This is a genomic window from Pseudomonas sp. RV120224-01b (assembly GCF_003208145.1).
Lineage (GTDB): Bacteria > Pseudomonadota > Gammaproteobacteria > Pseudomonadales > Pseudomonadaceae > Aquipseudomonas > Aquipseudomonas monteilii.
Genome location: NZ_QKMQ01000002.1, coordinates 340,531 through 357,771, shown reverse-complemented (window position 1 = coordinate 357,771; position 17,241 = coordinate 340,531). Strand labels below are relative to the sequence as shown.

17 protein-coding genes and 1 pseudogene are annotated in these 17,241 nt (G+C 61.8%); 12 read left to right on the top strand and 6 right to left on the bottom strand.

What is annotated here, in order from left to right; translation table 11 throughout:
- The first annotated feature begins 177 nt into the window (after nt 1-177).
- The 4 genes from N436_RS04915 to N436_RS04900 are packed head-to-tail and all read left to right on the top strand — an operon-like array spanning nt 178 to nt 4,942.
- Complete coding sequence (locus N436_RS04915; RefSeq protein ID WP_110740521.1) at nt 178-1,707, top strand: efflux transporter outer membrane subunit; 1,530 nt, start codon at nt 178-180, stop codon at nt 1,705-1,707.
- A complete protein-coding gene (locus tag N436_RS04910) occupies nt 1,704-3,881 on the top strand; it encodes an FUSC family protein (RefSeq protein ID WP_016713501.1) in 2,178 nt (725 codons plus the stop codon). Before N436_RS04915 ends, N436_RS04910 begins: the two co-directional genes overlap by 4 nt.
- On the top strand, nt 3,871-4,071 hold the full coding sequence (locus N436_RS04905; protein WP_009685040.1) for a DUF1656 domain-containing protein: 201 nt from the start codon (nt 3,871-3,873) through the stop codon (nt 4,069-4,071). The genes N436_RS04910 and N436_RS04905 overlap by 11 nt, the downstream gene beginning before the upstream one ends.
- Nucleotides 4,072-4,081: 10 nt before the next feature.
- The gene (locus N436_RS04900; protein WP_016713502.1) at nt 4,082-4,942 is read left to right on the top strand and encodes an HlyD family secretion protein; all 861 of its coding nucleotides are present in this window, start codon (nt 4,082-4,084) and stop codon (nt 4,940-4,942) included.
- 7 nt (nt 4,943-4,949) lie between these two features.
- Here the strand turns inward: N436_RS04900 and N436_RS04895 are convergent, their stop codons facing one another.
- Together N436_RS04895 and N436_RS04890 are read right to left on the bottom strand one after the other, a co-directional pair.
- Nucleotides 4,950-5,420 (bottom strand): type II toxin-antitoxin system YhaV family toxin, encoded by a 471-nt coding sequence (locus tag N436_RS04895; protein ID WP_110740520.1) that lies wholly within the window; start codon nt 5,418-5,420, stop codon nt 4,950-4,952.
- Nucleotides 5,417-5,743 carry a type II toxin-antitoxin system PrlF family antitoxin gene (locus N436_RS04890; protein WP_019098850.1) on the bottom strand — a complete coding sequence of 109 codons (327 nt, stop codon included), beginning with the start codon at nt 5,741-5,743 and terminating at the stop codon, nt 5,417-5,419. Before N436_RS04890 ends, N436_RS04895 begins: the two co-directional genes overlap by 4 nt.
- A 235-nt stretch (nt 5,744-5,978) precedes the next feature.
- Between N436_RS04890 and N436_RS28675 the strand changes: the two are divergent.
- Nucleotides 5,979-6,194: pseudogene (locus N436_RS28675) on the top strand (RHS repeat-associated core domain-containing protein); the annotation flags it as partial.
- Nucleotides 6,195-6,314: 120 nt separating this feature from the next.
- Nucleotides 6,315-6,764 carry a hypothetical protein gene (locus N436_RS28670; protein ID WP_256589886.1) on the top strand — a complete coding sequence of 150 codons (450 nt, stop codon included), beginning with the start codon at nt 6,315-6,317 and terminating at the stop codon, nt 6,762-6,764.
- Between the two features lie 15 nt (nt 6,765-6,779).
- Here N436_RS28670 and N436_RS04880 read toward each other — a convergent pair whose 3' ends face one another.
- A complete protein-coding gene (locus N436_RS04880) occupies nt 6,780-7,229 on the bottom strand; it encodes a universal stress protein (RefSeq protein WP_110740518.1) in 450 nt (149 codons plus the stop codon).
- Between the two features lie 260 nt (nt 7,230-7,489).
- Here N436_RS04880 and N436_RS04870 point away from each other — a divergent pair, with 260 nt between their 5' ends.
- The 4 genes from N436_RS04870 to N436_RS04855 all read left to right on the top strand — a co-directional run bounded on the left by N436_RS04870 (nt 7,490) and on the right by N436_RS04855 (nt 12,591).
- Nucleotides 7,490-8,395: a LysR family transcriptional regulator gene (locus tag N436_RS04870; RefSeq protein ID WP_019098852.1), complete on the top strand. Its 906-nt coding sequence runs from the start codon at nt 7,490-7,492 to the stop codon at nt 8,393-8,395.
- A gap of 116 nt (nt 8,396-8,511) precedes the next feature.
- Complete coding sequence (locus N436_RS04865; RefSeq protein WP_110740517.1) at nt 8,512-10,053, top strand: MFS transporter; 1,542 nt, start codon at nt 8,512-8,514, stop codon at nt 10,051-10,053.
- A 28-nt stretch (nt 10,054-10,081) separates the two neighbouring features.
- Nucleotides 10,082-11,143 carry an HlyD family secretion protein gene (locus N436_RS04860; protein WP_019098854.1) on the top strand — a complete coding sequence of 354 codons (1,062 nt, stop codon included), beginning with the start codon at nt 10,082-10,084 and terminating at the stop codon, nt 11,141-11,143.
- Nucleotides 11,140-12,591 carry an efflux transporter outer membrane subunit gene (locus N436_RS04855; protein WP_110740516.1) on the top strand — a complete coding sequence of 484 codons (1,452 nt, stop codon included), beginning with the start codon at nt 11,140-11,142 and terminating at the stop codon, nt 12,589-12,591. Before N436_RS04860 ends, N436_RS04855 begins: the two co-directional genes overlap by 4 nt.
- 129 nt (nt 12,592-12,720) lie before the next feature.
- Here the strand turns inward: N436_RS04855 and N436_RS04850 are convergent, their stop codons facing one another.
- Entirely contained in the window at nt 12,721-13,545 is an 825-nt protein-coding gene (locus tag N436_RS04850) for an SDR family oxidoreductase (protein ID WP_110740515.1), read from the bottom strand.
- Nucleotides 13,546-13,687: 142 nt separating this feature from the next.
- Nucleotides 13,688-14,152, bottom strand: a complete 465-nt coding sequence (locus N436_RS04845) for a multidrug transporter (protein ID WP_110740514.1) — start codon at nt 14,150-14,152, stop codon at nt 13,688-13,690.
- Between the two features lie 192 nt (nt 14,153-14,344).
- Between N436_RS04845 and N436_RS04840 the strand changes: the two genes are divergently transcribed.
- Together N436_RS04840 and N436_RS04835 are read left to right on the top strand one after the other, a co-directional pair.
- On the top strand, nt 14,345-14,794 hold the full coding sequence (locus N436_RS04840; protein ID WP_110740513.1) for a hypothetical protein: 450 nt from the start codon (nt 14,345-14,347) through the stop codon (nt 14,792-14,794).
- A 137-nt stretch (nt 14,795-14,931) separates the two neighbouring features.
- A complete protein-coding gene (locus N436_RS04835) occupies nt 14,932-15,723 on the top strand; it encodes a hypothetical protein (protein ID WP_110740512.1) in 792 nt (263 codons plus the stop codon).
- A gap of 61 nt (nt 15,724-15,784) precedes the next feature.
- Here N436_RS04835 and N436_RS04830 read toward each other — a convergent pair whose 3' ends face one another.
- Nucleotides 15,785-17,239 (bottom strand): mannose-1-phosphate guanylyltransferase/mannose-6-phosphate isomerase, encoded by a 1,455-nt coding sequence (locus N436_RS04830; protein ID WP_110740511.1) that lies wholly within the window; start codon nt 17,237-17,239, stop codon nt 15,785-15,787.
- Nucleotides 17,240-17,241: the final 2 nt, after the last annotated feature.

Genomic DNA, 17,241 nt, shown 5'->3' with positions numbered 1-17,241 from the left:
GTAGAGGACAAAATTGTGTCACGAAGTAACGATAAAAAGCTGAAAAGTTGCCTTCGACCAAAGGCGGATTATCGCTGTTTTGGTAACAAAGATTCGCAGGAATCTGCGCTTATCGCCAGTGCTGCCGCCCCCTAGAATTGCCCGGCCCCTTCACCTCTTCCTCGGGAAATCGCAGCTGTGCCGCGTCGCATCATCAGAACGCTCAATGCGTTCAGTGCCTGTGCCCTTGCCCTCACCTTGAGTGGCTGTATCGGAACCTGGGGCATCGCCCCGCAAAGCAAGACGCTGCAAGCCAATACCTTGACCACCGACGCGGCCATACGCGAAGCCGCGACCGACGCCCATTGGCCCGACCAGCAGTGGTGGCACGTCTATGGCGACCCCCAGCTGGACCGTTGGGTTGCCCTGGCCGTAGCCGGCAGCCCAAGCCTGGCCATGGCCGCCGCGCGGGTGCGCGAAGCCAAGGCCATGGCGGGTGTGGTCGAGTCGGCAGAAAAACTGCAGGTCAATGGCCAGGCCACGCTCAAGCGCCACAACTGGCCTGAAGACCAGTTCTACGGCCCTGGCGCGCTGTCTGGCGCGAACACCTGGGACAATAACGCCGCCTTCGGCTTCAGCTACGCCCTCGACCTGTGGGGCCGCGAACGCAATGCCAGCGAGCAGGCGGTGGACCAGGCGCACATGAGCGTGGCCGAAGCCCGCCAGGCGCAGCTGGAACTGCAGAACAACGTGGTGCGTGCCTATATCCAGCTGAGCCTGCACTTTGCCCAGCGCGATATCGTCAAGGCCGAGCTGGAACAGCAGGAACAGATCCTGGCCCTGGCCAAGCGCCGCCTGGATGCCGGTATCGGCACCCATTTCGAAGTCAGCCAGGCCGAAGCGCCGCTGCCGGAAACCCACCGCCAGCTCGACAGCCTCAACGAAGAAATCGCCCTGACCCGCAACCAGCTGGCCGCGCTGGCCGGCAAGGGGCCAGGGGAGGGCGCACAGTTGCAGCGCCCGACCCTGGCCCTGGCTGCACCGCTGAAACTGCCCTCCAACCTGCCTGCCCAACTGGTCGGCCAGCGCCCTGACGTGGTTGCCAGCCGCTGGCAGGTGGCCGCGCAGGCGCGTGGCATCGACGTTGCTCATGCCGGCTTCTTCCCCAACGTCGACCTGGTCGGCAGCCTGGGCTTCATGGCCACCGGCGGCGGCCCGCTGGAGTTCCTCACCGGGCGCAAGTTCAACTACAACGTCGGCCCGGCCATCAGCCTGCCGATCTTCGACGGTGGCCGCCTGCGCTCGGAGCTGGGCGTGGCCTCGGCGGGGTATGACGTAGCCGTGGCGCGCTACAACCAGACCGTGGTTGGCGCGCTGAAGAACATCTCCGACCAGCTGATTCGCCGCGAGTCGATGAAAGAACAGTCGCATTTCGCCGCCGAATCCGTTGCTGCTGCGCAGAAAACCTACGACATCGCCATGGTCGCCTTCCAGCGCGGCCTTACCGATTACCTGAACGTGCTCAATGCGCAGACTTTGCTGTTCCGCCAGCAGCAGGTGCAACAGCAGGTGCAGGCCGCCCGCCTGATCGCCCATGCCGAGCTGGTCACCGCGTTGGGCGGTGGCCTGCAGGCCGGGCTGGATGTGCCGAAAGAGGAACGCCAGGCCGCGCCGGCCACCCCGGCCACCCTGGCCATTTTCGACAAGAAGCCGGATAACGCCGAATGAGCACTTCCAGTTTGCCCGTGCGCTGGCTGCAAAGCCTGGAATGGCGCCGGGGCTTCTTTGCCTGGGCGCGCACCGACGGTGTGACCTGGGTGTACATCTTCAAGGTGCTGGCTGCCGCGTTCATCACCCTGTGGCTGGCCATGCGCCTGGAGCTGCCGCAACCGCGCACGGCCATGATCACGGTGTTCATCGTCATGCAGCCGCAAAGCGGGCATGTGTTCGCCAAGAGCTTCTACCGGGTGCTCGGCACCCTGGCCGGCTCGGCGATGATGGTGGCGCTGATCGCTATCTTCCCGCAGAACACCGAGCTGTTCCTGCCAAGCCTGGCCTTGTGGGTGGGCCTGTGCTCGGCCGGCGCCATGCGCTACCGCACCTTCCGCGCCTATGGCTTCGTGCTGGCCGGCTACACGGCAGCGATGATCGGCCTGCCGGTGCTGCAGCACCCCGATCAGGCGTTCATGGCAGCGGTATGGCGGGTGCTGGAAATTGCCTTGGGCATTCTGGTATCGACCTTCGTCAGTGCCGCGATCCTGCCGCAGTCGGCCAGTGCCGCCATGCGCAACGCCCTGTATCAGCGCTTTGGCGTATTCGCCGGGGTGGTGGTGGAAGCCCTGCGCGGTGACAGCCAGAAAGACCGTTTCGAGAGCAGCAACGTGCGCTTCGTTGCCGAGGCGGTCGGCCTTGAGAGCCTGCGCAACGTCACCGCCTTCGAAGACCCGCACATGCGCCGCCGCAGTGGCCGGCTGGTGCGCATGAACAGCGAGTTCATGGCCATCACCACACGTTTCAATGCCCTGCACCGTTTGCTCGAACGCCTGCGTGCCCGTGGCCCCCTGCAGATCGTCAGTGCCATCGAACCGGGCCTGAACACCTTGGTGGAGCTGTTACAGCCCTACGTGGGCCGGGCGTTGACCGATGCCGATGCACTGCGCCTGACCCTGGAGCTGGCCGCCTACAAGGAAGGCCTGCAAGCCCAGGTACGCGGGCTGCGAGCCGAGTACCTGGCGACCGAACCCAGCGAGGCTGACCTGCTCGACTTCCATACGGCGTTCGAGCTGCTGTACCGCTTTGTCGACGAAATGTTCAGTTATGCCGAAACCCACGCTTCGTTGGCGGCGCACAGGCACGAGCGTGAACAGTGGGACGAGCCCTATGTGGCGCAGACCAGCTGGCTGGTGTCGCTGGCCGCCGGTGTGCGTGCCTCGGCGGTGCTGTTGCTGCTGGGCAGTTACTGGCTGCTCAGCGACTGGCCCAGCGGCGCCATGATGACCTTGATCGCTACCGTTACCGTGGGGCTTTCGGCGGCTTCGCCGAACCCCAAACGCATGTCGTTCCAGATGGCTTGCGGCACGGCTATCGGCGCTTTTGTCGGCTTCTTCGAAACCTTCTTCGTGTTCCCCTGGATCGACGGTTTTCCGCTGCTGTGCATGGTGCTGGCGCCGGTGTTCGTGCTCGGCGCGTTCCTTGCCTCGCGCCCGGCTTACGCCGGTTATGGCCTGGGCCTGCTGGTGTTCTTCGCCATCGGTTCGGTGCCGAACAACCTGACGGTGTATGACCCTTACACGTTCATCAACGACTACATCGGCATGGTCATCGGCATGTTCGTCTGCGCTGCTGCTGGCGCGATCATCCTGCCGCCCAACAGCCGCTGGCTGTGGAGCCGGCTGGAGCAGGAACTGCGTGAGCAAGTGCTGTTCGCCATCAGCGGCCGCCTGCGCGGCCTGGGGTCGGCCTTCGAAAGCCGCACCCGCGACCTGTTGCACCAGGCCTACGGTCTGGCGGCCGGCAAGCCGCAGGTGCAAAGCCAGCTGATGGGGTGGATGTTCACCGTGCTGGAAATCGGTCACGCCGTCATCGAGCTGCGCAAAGAGCAGGCCCGTGCGCCGGTACACCCGGCCTACGCCGAGTCACAACCGTGGCGCCAGGCCATCCGCGTGATGGGCCGCGCGCTGGCAAGGCTGTTCTTGCAGCCCAGCGCCAGCAACCACGAACGCGCACTGGTGGCGGTGGACCACGCCATCGCCCGCGTGCAAGCCACCGACGAGCCATTCGCCCGGCACTTCGATACCTCGGTGCTGCGCCGTGCGCAAAGCTACCTGCATTTCATCCGTTCTTCCCTGCTTGACCCACAATCGCCACTGGCACCGGCGAAAGGACTGCACCATGCCCCGTGAAATCGCCTTCCATGGCGTGTACATGCCCACCATGACCTTGATGTTCCTGTTCGCCCTGGGCCTGGCCTGGGGCCTGGACCGGTTCATCGCCAGCCATGATGGCTACCGCTTCTTCTGGCACCCGGCGCTACTGCGTCTGAGCCTGTTCGTCTGCCTGTTCGGCGCCATGGCGCTTACTGTCTACTGGTGAGAATCCTTCGATGAAAAAGTTCTTCAGCCTGATCGCCACCCTGCTGGTGCTGGTCGCTGCCGTGGCCATCGGTCGCCAGTTGTGGCTGCACTACATGACCACGCCCTGGACCCGCGACGGCCGCGTGCGTGCCGACATCATCAACGTTGCCGCCGACGTGCCCGGCTACGTGGTGGACGTCCCGGTCAAGGACAACCAGCGGGTGAAGAAGGGCGACCTGCTGATCCAGATCGACCCCGAGCATTACCAACTGGCCGTCGACCAGGCCAAGGCACTGGTCGCCTCGCGCAAGGCGACCTGGGAAATGCGCAAGGTCAACGCCAAGCGCCGTGCCGACATGGACAACCTGGTGATCTCCAAGGAAAACCGCGACGACGCCAGCAACATCGCCAACTCCGCCCAGGCCGATTACCAGCAGGCGCTGGCTGAACTGGCTGCCGCCGAACTGAACCTCAAGCGCACCCACATCGTGGCCACGGTGGACGGTTATGTGACCAACCTGAATATTCACAAGGGCGACTATGCGCGTACCGGTGAAGCGGTGATGGCGGTGGTCGACGAGAACTCGTTCTGGGTGTACGGGTTCTTCGAAGAGACCAAGTTGCCACACGTGAAAGTGGGCGACCAGGCCGAGCTGCAGATGATGAGCGGCGAGCGCATCAAGGGCCATGTGGAGAGCATCGCCCGCGGCATCTACGACCGCGACAACCCGCAAAGCCGTGAACTGATTGCCGATGTAAACCCGACGTTCAACTGGGTGCGGCTGGCGCAGCGGGTGCCGGTGCGGATTCACATTGATGAAGTGCCGGAAGGGTTTTTGCTGGCGGCGGGGACGACCTGTACGGTGGTGGTGAAGCCGAGCGAGGGGTAAGTGTTGTTCACGGTTGCTGTGCGGCTTCCCTCAGCAACTGATCCCAATCATCGGGAGGGTGGCCGTTGTCGAGCATTTTCTGGAAGACCTTGTAAGCATCGTCATGACTTTCATAAGCCCGCTTGCTTGATTCGTCATTGATCCAGGCCAGCACGATGATCCTGCTGGGGGTGTGGTAGCGAAAGAACAACCGGTACTGCTGAAAGAACTTTGCCCGAAACCAGTGCTTGTGACCCTCGCCCAGCGTGGCGCCTTGGCGGTATTCAGATTTGGTCGGGTCCTGAGGGATCACATCAAAAGCCAAACGCTTGATCGCCGCCAGCCGCTTATAGGCATTCCTTTTCGTGTAACCCGTTGGGTCTTTCTGCATCTGAGCATGAACTTGAGTGCTCAGTGCATCCAGTTTGGCCAGGAACAGCGGGTGGGCAAATACAGTCCATCCATGAATAACCAGAGGCTTCCTGCTCGCATCACTCATTCATCATCCGCCGACAGAGGTTGATCCAGGTCGACCTCTGCGTCGCCGACAAGCTTGTCGAGACGCGCGATGAGGTCAGCATCGACAACCTGCAGCCGTTGAGGGTTGGTGGCGATATCGTGTGCCAGGAAATCCAGGAATTTGCCCAGTACCGGATCGCTCTCGGTTGCTTCTGCACGGGTGAGTATCACCTCACCGTCAGGGCGAATCGAGTAATGGATCTTGTCACGTTTTTTCAACCCCAAGGCGCGCCGCACCGTTTCGGGAACGGTGGTTTGATAGCGATCGGTCAGCGTGGACTCGACGTCGAGGGTGGTAGCCATGAGCAAACTCCGATAGGTCGCACCGATACTTTTCTATGGTAATGCGATTGCATTGTCAGGTCAATGCGAATGCATTACTACGCTGATGGGTGGTCAAGCGGCACTCATTGCGCCATGTCCGTCACCCTGCCAGCCTCTGCGTGCCCCTACCTGATATTTTTGCTAGTTATCAAGAGAGGGGCTGGAGGGCGATAGTGTCTAGGTCATTGAAGATGAGCTTCCTGCGGAGCCGACCATGCACATAGCGTCTTTTCGAACGTTGGGTAGATCAGCCTATGAGGCTTATGGACATTCCCAGGTCCAACGGACCTCGGCAACCCTGCTGGCGTTTAATGGCGCCTTCGTTGACATGTTCACAGGTAACTATCTGCTCGGGAATGGCCATAGGGCATACAATCCGAGACTGATGCGATTTCAGTGCGCTGACAGTATGAGCCCGTTTAGCCGTGGTGGTTTGAACGCCTATGCCTATTGTTCGTGCGACCCTGTCAATCGGGTGGACCCTTCAGGGCGCTCTTGGCTGCGACGCTTGTGGCAGGGGCTGACCGGTGGGCCGAAGAAAGTGCAATCTATGACGCCGCTGGTCAATACGAATAAAGATCGTATCGAATTTGAGGTGCCCGTAACTGATAAGAATATCCAGCGCAAGCAGGCAAGGCTGACGGTTGTAAATGATTCAGCGTCTATGCGTGGTGTTTTCAGCCAGACGTCACCGATGACACATAAGTGGCTGGTTACTGACAAAGGAGAGATCATAGTCGGTAGCTTTGAGCATGGCCATGTTTACTCGACTCATGCCAGTTTTGCCAAAGTTGCGGCCCGTGACCATCGTACCAGTGCCACCGTCGTTGCAGCGGGGGAGTTTACGATGAAGGACGATCGTCTAATAATGACCAATTACAGTGGCCACTATAAGACGCCATACGACAGGTTGTGGCCTGTAAAGATGCATATGGAGCAACTTGGCATTGATATGAAGGTTACACGCCAATCCTATTTGGCTAATCAACAAGCGGGTTGACCCACTCTGTGATATCTAATCCGCTGCCCCTACCAAAACCGGTATCTTCACTCGGTCAATCACCTTCGCACTGATCGACGGGTCCAGCATCCGCCCCAGCCGCGACAGGTGGCGGTGGCCCATGATGATCAGCTCGCATTTCAACTCTTGCGCCTTGGCCACGATCACCTCGACCGGTTGCCCCGCGACCATGCAGCCCTGGCTGGCGAAGCCGGCTTGCTGCAACGCGCGCACGGCCTCGGCCACGGCGTGGTCGGCATGCTGCTGTTCCTCGCAGGCGGCGGGGTATTCCTCCAGTTCTTCGGCGGTGTAGGGCGCGGGTTGGTCATGGACGGCGAAGGTTGAATCGATGGCCAGCAGCACGTGCAGTTCGTGGTCGTTGGGGCGGCAGTAGCGGCGGGCGAGGGTGAGCAGGGCGCTGGAAGCGGGGGAGGCGTCGATGGCGATCAGGACTGGGGAGGGCATGTTGGATCCTTGGCTGATGTGTCTACAGGCCCGGCCTCTTCGCGGGCGCGCCCGCTCCCACAGGTACCGCACCAGCCTCGGCATTGTGATGGACCTGTGGGAGCGGGCGTGCCCGCGAAGAGGCCGGGCCTGCCAATGCTGCATTTAAGGCCGAACACGGCCATCGGATAAATGCCCCACCACGCACGAGCGCATTGCGTCTGGTGCAATCCACCAACCTGCTACCATCGCCATTCCCACAGCTGCCACGGAAAACGGCCATGCAACTCCCGGACATGAACCTGCTCGTCGCCCTCGACGCCCTGCTCGACGAGGGCAGCGTGGTCGGCGCAGCACAGCGCATGAACCTGAGCCCGGCGGCGATGAGCCGGACCTTGGGGCGCATTCGCGAGGCCATGGGCGACCCGATTCTTGTGCGTGCCGGTCGTGGCTTGGTACCGACGCCACGGGCGCTGGCCCTGCGCGAGCAGGTGCATGGGCTGGTAGAGCAGGCCGGGCAGGTGTTCCGCAGCCGAGACGATGTCGACTTGGTGAACCTGGACCGTGCCTTCAATATCCGCACCAACGATTTGTTCATCGCCCTGTACGGCGCCCAACTGCTGCGCATGATGCTGGCCCAGGCACCGCGTACGGTGTTGCGGTTCGTCCCGGAGGGCAGTGGCGACGATGATGCGGTGCTGCGCAATGGGCACATCGACCTGATCATCAGCTCGGCCGTCGAACTGGGCCCGGAAATCAAGGTGCAGAGCTTGTTCAACACCTATTTCGTGGGCTTGGCGCGCGTAGGGCATCCAATCTTCGACGCCCCTATCACCCCTGAGCGCTTCGCCGCCTACCCGCAGATCAGCGTATCCCGGCGTGGCCGCGCCAATGGGCCGATCGATGTGGCGCTGGCCAACCACAAGGTGGAGCGGCGGGTAGCGCTGATCACCACCAGCTTCCACTCGGCCATGTTTTCGTTGCCCGATTCAGACCTGATCCTGCCGATACCGGCCAATATCCTCAACAGTGTGCAGCGCCTGAAGTTGCCACTGCGCTCGTTCGAGATCCCGGTGCCGTTGGAAAAGGTCAATGTGAAGCAGGCATGGCACCCGCGGTTCGACAACGATCCCGCGCATCGTTGGCTACGCCAGACGTTGAAAGCATGCGGCAGTATTGATCCGTGATGCTGCTGACGATTGCGTCTGATGCAATATAAAGCTGCCAACAAGTCAGTTTTCGTCAGCATTCGACCTTCTTAAACTTGCTCCAGCCTCGAAATTGTTGCTGGAGATGTAATTTCATGAGTTCCCTGACCGCACCCTCTGCGGCGCTGGCCGCCGCCCCCGCGCCGGCTGCACCTGCGCAGACGGCGTTCGGCGTGCAGGTGGTGGTGGGGCTGTTTGGTGTATTGCTGGCCGTGCTGTGCGCGGGCCTGAACGAGTCAGTCACCAAGATTTCCCTGGCCGATATCCGCGGTGCCATGGGCATCGGTGCCGATGAAGGTGCCTGGCTGCTGGCGGTGTACAGCGCCGCCTCGGTCTCGGCCATGGCTTTTGCGCCGTGGCTGGCCACCACCTTCTCACTGCGGCGCTTCACCATGAGCGCCATTGGCCTGTTCGCCGTGCTTGGCCTGCTGCAACCGTTCGCCCCCAACCTGCACAGCCTGATGCTGCTGCGTGTACTCCAGGGCTTTGCCTCGGGTGCCTTGCCGCCGATGCTGATGAGCGTGGCCCTGCGCTTTCTGCCGCCGGGCATCAAGGTCTATGGCCTGGCCTGCTATGCACTGACTGCCACTTTCGGCCCCAACCTTGGCACGCCGCTGGCGGGGCTATGGACCGAGTACGTCGGTTGGCAATGGGCGTTCTGGCAGATCATCCTGCCGTCGGCGCTGGCCATCGTCTGCGTGGGTTGGGGCCTGCCGCAAGACCCGCTGCGCCTGGAGCGTTTCAAGCAGTTTGACTGGCGCGGTGTGCTACTCGGCCTGCCCGCCATCAGCTGCATCGTGCTGGGCCTGTCGCTGGGTGACCGTTGGGGCTGGTTCGATTCGCCGCTGATCTGCTGGCTGCTGGGTGGTGGCCTGCTGCTGTTGGTGCTGTTCATGTTCAACGAGTGGTCCGAGCCGCTGCCGTTTTTCCAGTTGCGCATGCTGCAGCGGCGCAACCTGAGTTTTGCCTTGGTGACCTTGGCCGGCGTGCTGATCGTGCTGTCGGGCGTGGGCAGTATCCCGTCGGCGTACCTTGCGCAGATCCAGGGCTACCGCCCGGCACAGACCAGCCCGCTGATGATGCTGGTGGCGATGCCGCAACTGATCGCCCTGCCGCTGACGGCAGCCCTGTGCAACATCCGCGCAGTGGACTGCCGCTGGGTGCTGGGCATCGGCCTGGCGATGCTGGCGGTGTCATGTGTCGGCAGCAGCCTGCTGACCAGCGAGTGGATCCGTGGCGACTTCTACCCGTTCTACCTGTTGCAGGTGTTCGGCCAGCCCATGGCGGTGCTGCCACTGCTGATGCTGTCCACCAACGGGATGACCCCACAGGAAGGCCCGTTCGCCTCCAGTTGGTTCAACACCGTCAAAGGCCTGTCTGCAGTCATCGCGGGTGGCTTGCTGGATGCACTTGGCACCCTGCGCCGGCACTTCCATTCCAACCACCTGGTGGACAGCCTGGGCAACGCCCCGCTGGTCGACGACAGCGCTGCGGGCCTGGCCCGGCGTATTCACGACCAGGCGCTGGTGCTGACCTCCGCCGACCTCTACCTGGTCATGGCTGGCATCGCCGTGGCCCTGATCTGCCTGATTCCTTTCGTGCCTACCCGGGTCTACCCGCCGCGTGCGGTGGCCTGAACCCTGGACGAATTCGAGAACCGCTGAAATGACTAACAACCGCAAAACCCTGTTCATTGGCTCGGTACTGGCCGTGGCCGTTCTGGCTGGCATTGTCGGCCCCTGGATGTTCGGCAGCGACCACCGCCAGAGCACCAACGATGCCTACGTCATTGCCGACTACACCGTAGTTGCGCCCAAGGTTGCAGGCTTCATCAAGGACGTGCTGGTAGAAGATAACCAGCAGGTCACGGCAGGCCAGTTGCTGGCGACCATCGACGCCCGTGACTACCAGGCCGCCCTGGATGCCGCTCAGGCCCAGTTGCTGGTGGCTCAGGCGCAAAGTGCCGATGCCCGCGCCACGCTCGAGCGCCAGGCAGCATTGATTGCCCAGGCCGAGGCGGCGGTGAAAGCGGCCCAGGCCGAAACAGCGTTCGCCGACCATGAAGTCAACCGCTACAGCCGCCTGGCCGAGCAGGGCGCTGGTACCGTTCAGAATGCCCAGCAGGCACGCAGCGGCGTCGACCAGGCCCGCGCTCGCCTGGCCAATGCCCAGGCGGCGCTGGTGGCGGCGCGTAAGCAAGTGGACATCCTCACCGCCCAGGTGGCCAGTGCCGATGGCCAGCTCAAGCGTGCCGAAGCCGGTGTGGAAAAGGCTCAGCTCGACCTGTCCTACACCCGCATCACGGCGCCGGTGGATGGCATGGTCGGCGAGCGCGCCCTGCGCGTGGGCGCTTACGTCAATCCCGGCGCACGCCTGTTATCGGTAGTGCCGTTGCAGCAGGCCTATGTGGTCGGCAACTTCCAGGAAACCCAGCTGACCCATGTGCAGCCGGGACAGCCGGTGAGTATCAGCGTTGACACCTTCTCCGGTGAAAAGCTGCAAGGCCACGTAGAGAGTATCGCCCCGGCTACCGGCGTGACCTTCGCTGCGGTCAAGCCAGACAACGCCACCGGCAACTTCACCAAGGTTGTGCAGCGCATCCCGGTGAAGATCGTGTTCGATGACGGGCAGCCGTTGCTCTCCCGCTTGCGGGTGGGCATGTCGGTGGAGGCGACCATCGATACCCGTGGCGACAAGCTGGATGGCAAAGAGGTAAGTGCACGATGAAACCTGCATTACGCTTGAGCCCCTTGCTGCTGGCCGTGTTGATGGCCGGTTGCACGATGGGCCCGGACTTCCTGCGCCCCGACAGCCAGGCACCGCAACAGTGGGCGCCGCTTCAAGGCCAGGCAGCACCCAGCCAGCCGCAAGCCGAACCGCTGGAGCTGCGCTGGTGGGAAACCTTTCATGACGGACAGCTCAGCGCACTGATCCAGCGCGTTGCCGAACGCAACCTCGACCTGCAGATGGCCAGCGCCCGCCTGCTGCAAAGCCGCGCCTTGCGCAGCACCGTGGCCGCCGATGAGGTGCCATCAGTAGACGCCAACGCCGGTTACAGCCGCGCTCGTAACAGCGCCGAAGGCTTGAGCGACCCTTCCGGTAAAGCGGGTAAAGAGGCGTACAACCTTTGGCAAGGCGACCTGGTGGCCGGTTGGGAACTGGACCTGTGGGGCCGCGTGCGGCGCCAGGTCGAGGCTGCCGATGCCACGGTCGAAGTGGCCGAGAACGACCGCCGCGGGGTACTGCTGGCCCTGCTGTCGGAAACCGCCGGCAACTACATTCAGCTGCGTGCGGTGCAGCACACGATTGATGTGACACAGGACAACCTCAAGGTTGCCCGACACAGCCTGAAATTGTCCGAAGACCGTCAGGCCGAGGGTGTTGCCACTCGGCTCGACGTGGCTCAGGCCAGTGCCCAGGTGGCGTCGATCGAGGCCCGCCTGCCAAGCCTCGAAGCCCGGCGTGATGACCTGATCAACGCCCTCAGCCTGCTTGCCGCAGAACCACCGCGTAGCCTGCAGGCTGAGTTGCTGCAAGGCGGCGAATTACCCGCGCCACAGCAGAAGTTTGCCATCGGCCTGCCATCCGAACTGGCCGAGCGTCGCCCGGACATTCGCCAGGCCGAAGCCCGCCTGCATGCCGCCACGGCTAGCATTGGCGTGGCCAAGGCTGATTTCTATCCGAGCATCCGCTTGTCGGGCAGCGTCGGTTTCCAGGCCATGCAGTTGTCTGATTTCGGCGGCTGGGATTCGCGCCGCTTTGCCTTCGGGCCACAGTTGTCGTTGCCGATCTTCGAGGGTGGCCGGCTCAAGGGCACCTTGGAACTGCGCGAGGCGCAGCAGCAGGAAGCGGCGCTGAACTACCGCAAGGTGGTGCTGGGTGCCTGGCATGAGATTGACGATGTGCTTCGCCTGTACAACGCCAGCCAGTTGCGCCGTGACCACCTGGCCGAGGCTGTGAGGCAGAACCGCATCGCCCTGGAAACTGCCCAACGCCAGTATGTGGAAGGGGCGGTGGACTTTCTCAATGTGCTGACGGTGCAGGGTGCATTGCTGACCAGCGAGGAGCAGTGGATCGACAGCTCGGCGGCGGTGTCGCAGGCGCTGGTGGGGCTGTACAAGGCCCTGGGTGGTGGCTGGCAGGCGTTTGATGAGCAGCCGGTGAAGAAAGCATAAAAAGCGGGGCCGCTGTGCGGCCCATCGCCGGCAAGCCAGCTCCCACAAGCACAGCGCAGGCCTAGGGCCTGGTGGGATCCTGTGGGAGCTGGCTTGCCGGCGATAGGGCCGGTACTGGCAACAGAAAAATCAAAGCGGGCGCAGTAGCCCAAACCGCTTGCGCAATGCCCAATCCAGCAACCGCCGTGGCAGCAACCGGGCCATCAGCGGCAGCGCCGTACTGCCATTCCCCAACCGCACCACTGCGGGTACGGGGGACTTGCCAACGGCCGCCAACACCCCTTGGGCGAACACCGCCGCCGAAGTCGGTCTGTCCTGAGAAGCCCGCGCCCGCGCCTGCACATGCTCGCGCAACGGCCACCACGCCGAATCCGCCGCCAGCACCTGCTCGGCCTGGCGTTGGGCATTGTTGGCGAACTGCGAGGCAATCGCCCCCGGCTGCACTTCCATCACCTGCACACCGAACGGCGCCAGCTCCAGGCGCAAGGCATCGCTCAAGGCATGTACAGCGGCTTTCGAGGCGCAGTAGGCACCGGCGAACGGTGTTACCAGTACGCCGGAAACACTGCCGATGTTCACCACTGTTCCTCGTGAGCGGCGTAGCAACGGAAACACTGCGCGGGTTACGCCCACCACCGCGAACACGTTGGTTTCGAACTGTTGGCGCAGGGCGTCGACGCCGCCATCGAGCAGCGGGCCCATGGCGCCGTAGCCGGCGTTGTTGATCAGCATGTCCAGGCGGCCGTAGCGGTCTTCCAGTTCATCGGCCAGACGCTTCAGCGCCTCGCTGTCATTCACATCCAGTTGCCGTGCGGCGAAACCGGCTGCGGCCAGTTGATCGACGTCGTCGGGTTTGCGGGTGGTGGCCCAGACTTCGAAGCCAGCATCGCGAAAGGCGTCGGCCAGGGCGCGGCCGATGCCGCTGGAACAACCGGTGATCAGGACGGTGGGCATGGAGTGGGCCTTTGCTTGGAGTGAGGGTTGTGTTGTCTGGTCCGGCCTCATCGCCGGCAAGCCGGGTCCCACAGGGTTTGATGCAGGCTGGGGCATTTGTGGGAGCTGGCTTGCCGGCGATGAGGGCAGACCAGACAACAGGTCAGTTAGCGAATGTACCTTGCAGATGCTCCGCCCGAAACTCCAGCGTCTGCGGTCGATACCCCGAACGCAGAGGCGGCAGTGGCAGGCAGTCAGCCCACTCGGCCCCCGGCTGCAACTCACTGGGTCCTCGGTAGCGCGGCGCGTTGTAGGTGTTCTCTGCAAGGTTCACGGTATCGCCAGGGGCATAGGCACCCACGCGCCAACGCAGCTCGGTCAGTGGGACGTCATTGCCGTTCTTCATTGTCACCCGCAGGGTGCGGTCGGCGGGGCATTGCTCGGGGGCGTAGGCCAGGCGCAGGTCCAGGCGTGTCAGCTGCGACGCCTCGCGGCTGTCCTGCCAGGCTACCCACAGTGCCACCAGGCCCAGACCGCAGACCGCAGCCATGGAAATCGGCAGGGCCTTGACGGGGTAGCGCAGCAGCAGCACCAGCCAGGTCAGGATGAGAAAAGCGCCGATAAGCATGAGTCGGTGACCTCAAGTACGCGTGTTCAGCCATCCTAGCGGTAAACCGCTCATGCTTGAAAGGCGGTGAGGGTTACTGCCATACCTGACATTTCTGCCAGTAGTGAGTTTTCGAGGGGCGCGATAGCTTTGGCGCTGCGTCAATGCACCTTCTGCACTCATGAACGTTAGCTGCCCTGGGAGAAATCGAAGATGAGACAGACCAAAGCGAGCGGGCCGTCCAAGCCGATGGGAGAGGGTATATTCACTCTAGAGCCCGGCATCACGGTACACGCCACAGGTATTGGGAAAGCCGATATTGACCCACCATTAAACAAGCGTTCGAATTATAAAGCCGATTTTCTGGAGGCTAACGGTGATGGCGCGCGTCCGAGTTCAATTGCCAATTATCAGAGATTCTCCGACGGCGACGACCCTTCACAACTGGGCACACTGTTTATCCTTGAGTACGATGCAAACGGTGCCCCCTGGGTCAGCTCAGCGCTGGTCTATTCCCCCACCTTGAAGTTTGCCAAAAGTTTCGAGATCACGAACTTGACCTGGACACCGGGTAGTCAAATTGCATTTGATTTTTCGCTGGAATTCATGCAGGCCGACGTCATCCATCAAATGAGAAATGGGGAAGTCGATATACGTCTGTAATTGTTCAAAAGGACTGAACACCTAGCATTTCTGCCAGTTTCGGAAGGGGGGGCTCACCATAGCCTTTCCCCACGGCGGCACGTCCATCACGTGAAGGTCCTACTAAATAAATTTCCGCCGCCACAGGAGATAAGAGAGTGAGTTCATCCAAAGAAAAGATCGAGCGGTCGTCTGGTCAAATGAGTGCTGTTATACGCGGGCGTGAAAAAAAATTCCATGCCAGCACCATCAGCTATCTGTCAGAGCATGCGGTTTTTGCGGTGGACGATAACGCAATAGGCAACGAACCCTTCATCTATTTTCGTTTGCCCGAAAATCCAGAGGCGAAAAGCTACGATATCGAGCCTCTGGAAGCGAATAGGGTCTGGGCGCACCTCGGCATTGAAGGAGCCGGTTACGCAGAAAGCGGCCAGCTGACCATCGAGACGTTGGGCAGTTCAGGCGAGCCGAAGAAGGCGAGCTTCAAATTCAAGGGACGCAACGATTCGTTCTCGGTGACCCAAGGCACCTTCGAAATAGACAGCGTTGTGAACAAGCAGGCAATGACGGAATTTCGGGCCGCGAAGGCACGGGTAAGTCCTGCCCTTGAGGGCAATAGTGGGTTTAATGCTGATGACATCTGGCTGTACTACAACTCGGTAGGAGAGCTGACAGGCGTTCATGTTAGCCAAAGACACGACTTGGCCGGTGATCTGGGTATTTTTGGCGCTTTTTTTCAGTTTACAGCTGATGGTGTTACCAGTTATCTCGCTGCTGTCAATAACATGCTTTATGCTGGGCGGCCAAGCGGTGAAAGCGAGCCGATCAGTAATTTCAAATATAAATCGGGTGAAAGCCTGTTGATCGAATTCAACTTTGAGTTTACTTGGTCCGGTCGCACGTATGTGCTGAGCAATGGGCGGGTGGAGCTTGATTTGCGTCCTAAGTAACGCACGTCATGAAAGAGACCCCGTGACCTTTCAAGGCCACGGGGCTTTTTTCGCCAGCGATTTACTGCGCGATGGTCTTCACCGAAATCCCACGCTCGATCGGCGTGGACGTACGTCCGTACACATCCTCGAAGCGCTCGATATCATCCTCGCCCAGGTAACTGCCGGACTGCACTTCGATGATCTCAAGCGGGATCTTGCCCGGGTTGCGTAGGCGGTGGACCGAGGCAATCGGAATGTAGGTGGACTGGTTCTCGGTCAGCAGGAACACGTTCTCGTCACACGTCACCTCGGCAGTACCCGACACCACGATCCAGTGCTCGGCACGGTGGTGGTGCATCTGCAGCGACAGGCTGGCGCCCGGCTTGACGGTGATGTGCTTGACCTGGAAGCGGCCGCCCATGTCCACCGAATCGTACGAGCCCCATGGGCGATACACTTCCAGGTGGTTTTGGGTTTCGGTGCGGCCCTGTTCGTCCAGGGTCTTTACCATCTGCTTGACGCCTTGGACCTTGTCCTTGTGGGCGATCATCATGGCGTCCTTGGTCTCGACCACCACGATGTTTTCCAGGCCGATAACCGACACCAGCTTGCCGTTGCCGTGGATCATGCAGTTGCGGCTGTCCTGCACCACCACGTCGCCTTTAGTGACGTTGCCGTCCTCGTCCTTTTCATGCACTTCCCACAGCGACGACCAGCAGCCTACGTCGCTCCAGCCGGCCGACATCGGCACCACGCAGGCGCGCTGGGTTTTTTCCATCACCGCGTAGTCGATGGAGTTGTCCGGGCAGCAGGCGAAGGTGGCTTCGTCGATGCTCAGCACGTCGCCATCTTCCTGGCTGCGCTCAAGGGCCAGCACGCAAGTGTCGTAGATATCGCCGTCGTGCTTTTTCAGCTCTTCGAGGAAGCGGCTGGCGCGGAACAGGAACATGCCGCTGTTCCAGAAGTAGCCACCGGCCTGGACGAACTCGGCGGCGCGTTTCTCGTCGGGCTTTTCAACAAACTGGGCAACCCGCGCCACGCCCTCGGGCAACAGGGCGTCCTGGCTGGAGCGGATGTAGCCGTAACCGGTTTCCGGCTTGGTCGCCGGCACGCCGAACAGCACCATCTCGCCACGCTCGGCGGCCACGGTGGCCAGGGCCAGGGCGCGTTGCAGGGCCTTCTGGTCATCGATCACATGGTCGGCAGGCAGCACCAGCATCAGCTCGTCGCGGCCTTCGTTGACCAGTTTCATGGCGGCCATGGCCACGGCGGGCGCAGTGTTGCGGCCGAACGGCTCCATCAGGATGCCTTGGGTTTCCAGCTTCAGCGTCGCCAGTTGCTCCTGGACGATGAATTTGTGGTCCTTGTTGCAGACCACGATTGGCGTGTCCATGCCTTCGAACACCAGGCGTTGGATGGTTTGCTGGAACAGCGTGTGTTCGCCGGTCAGGGCCAGGAACTGTTTAGGGAACTGCTTGCGCGACAGAGGCCACAGACGCGAACCGCTACCACCAGAAAGAATTACCGGGATCATCA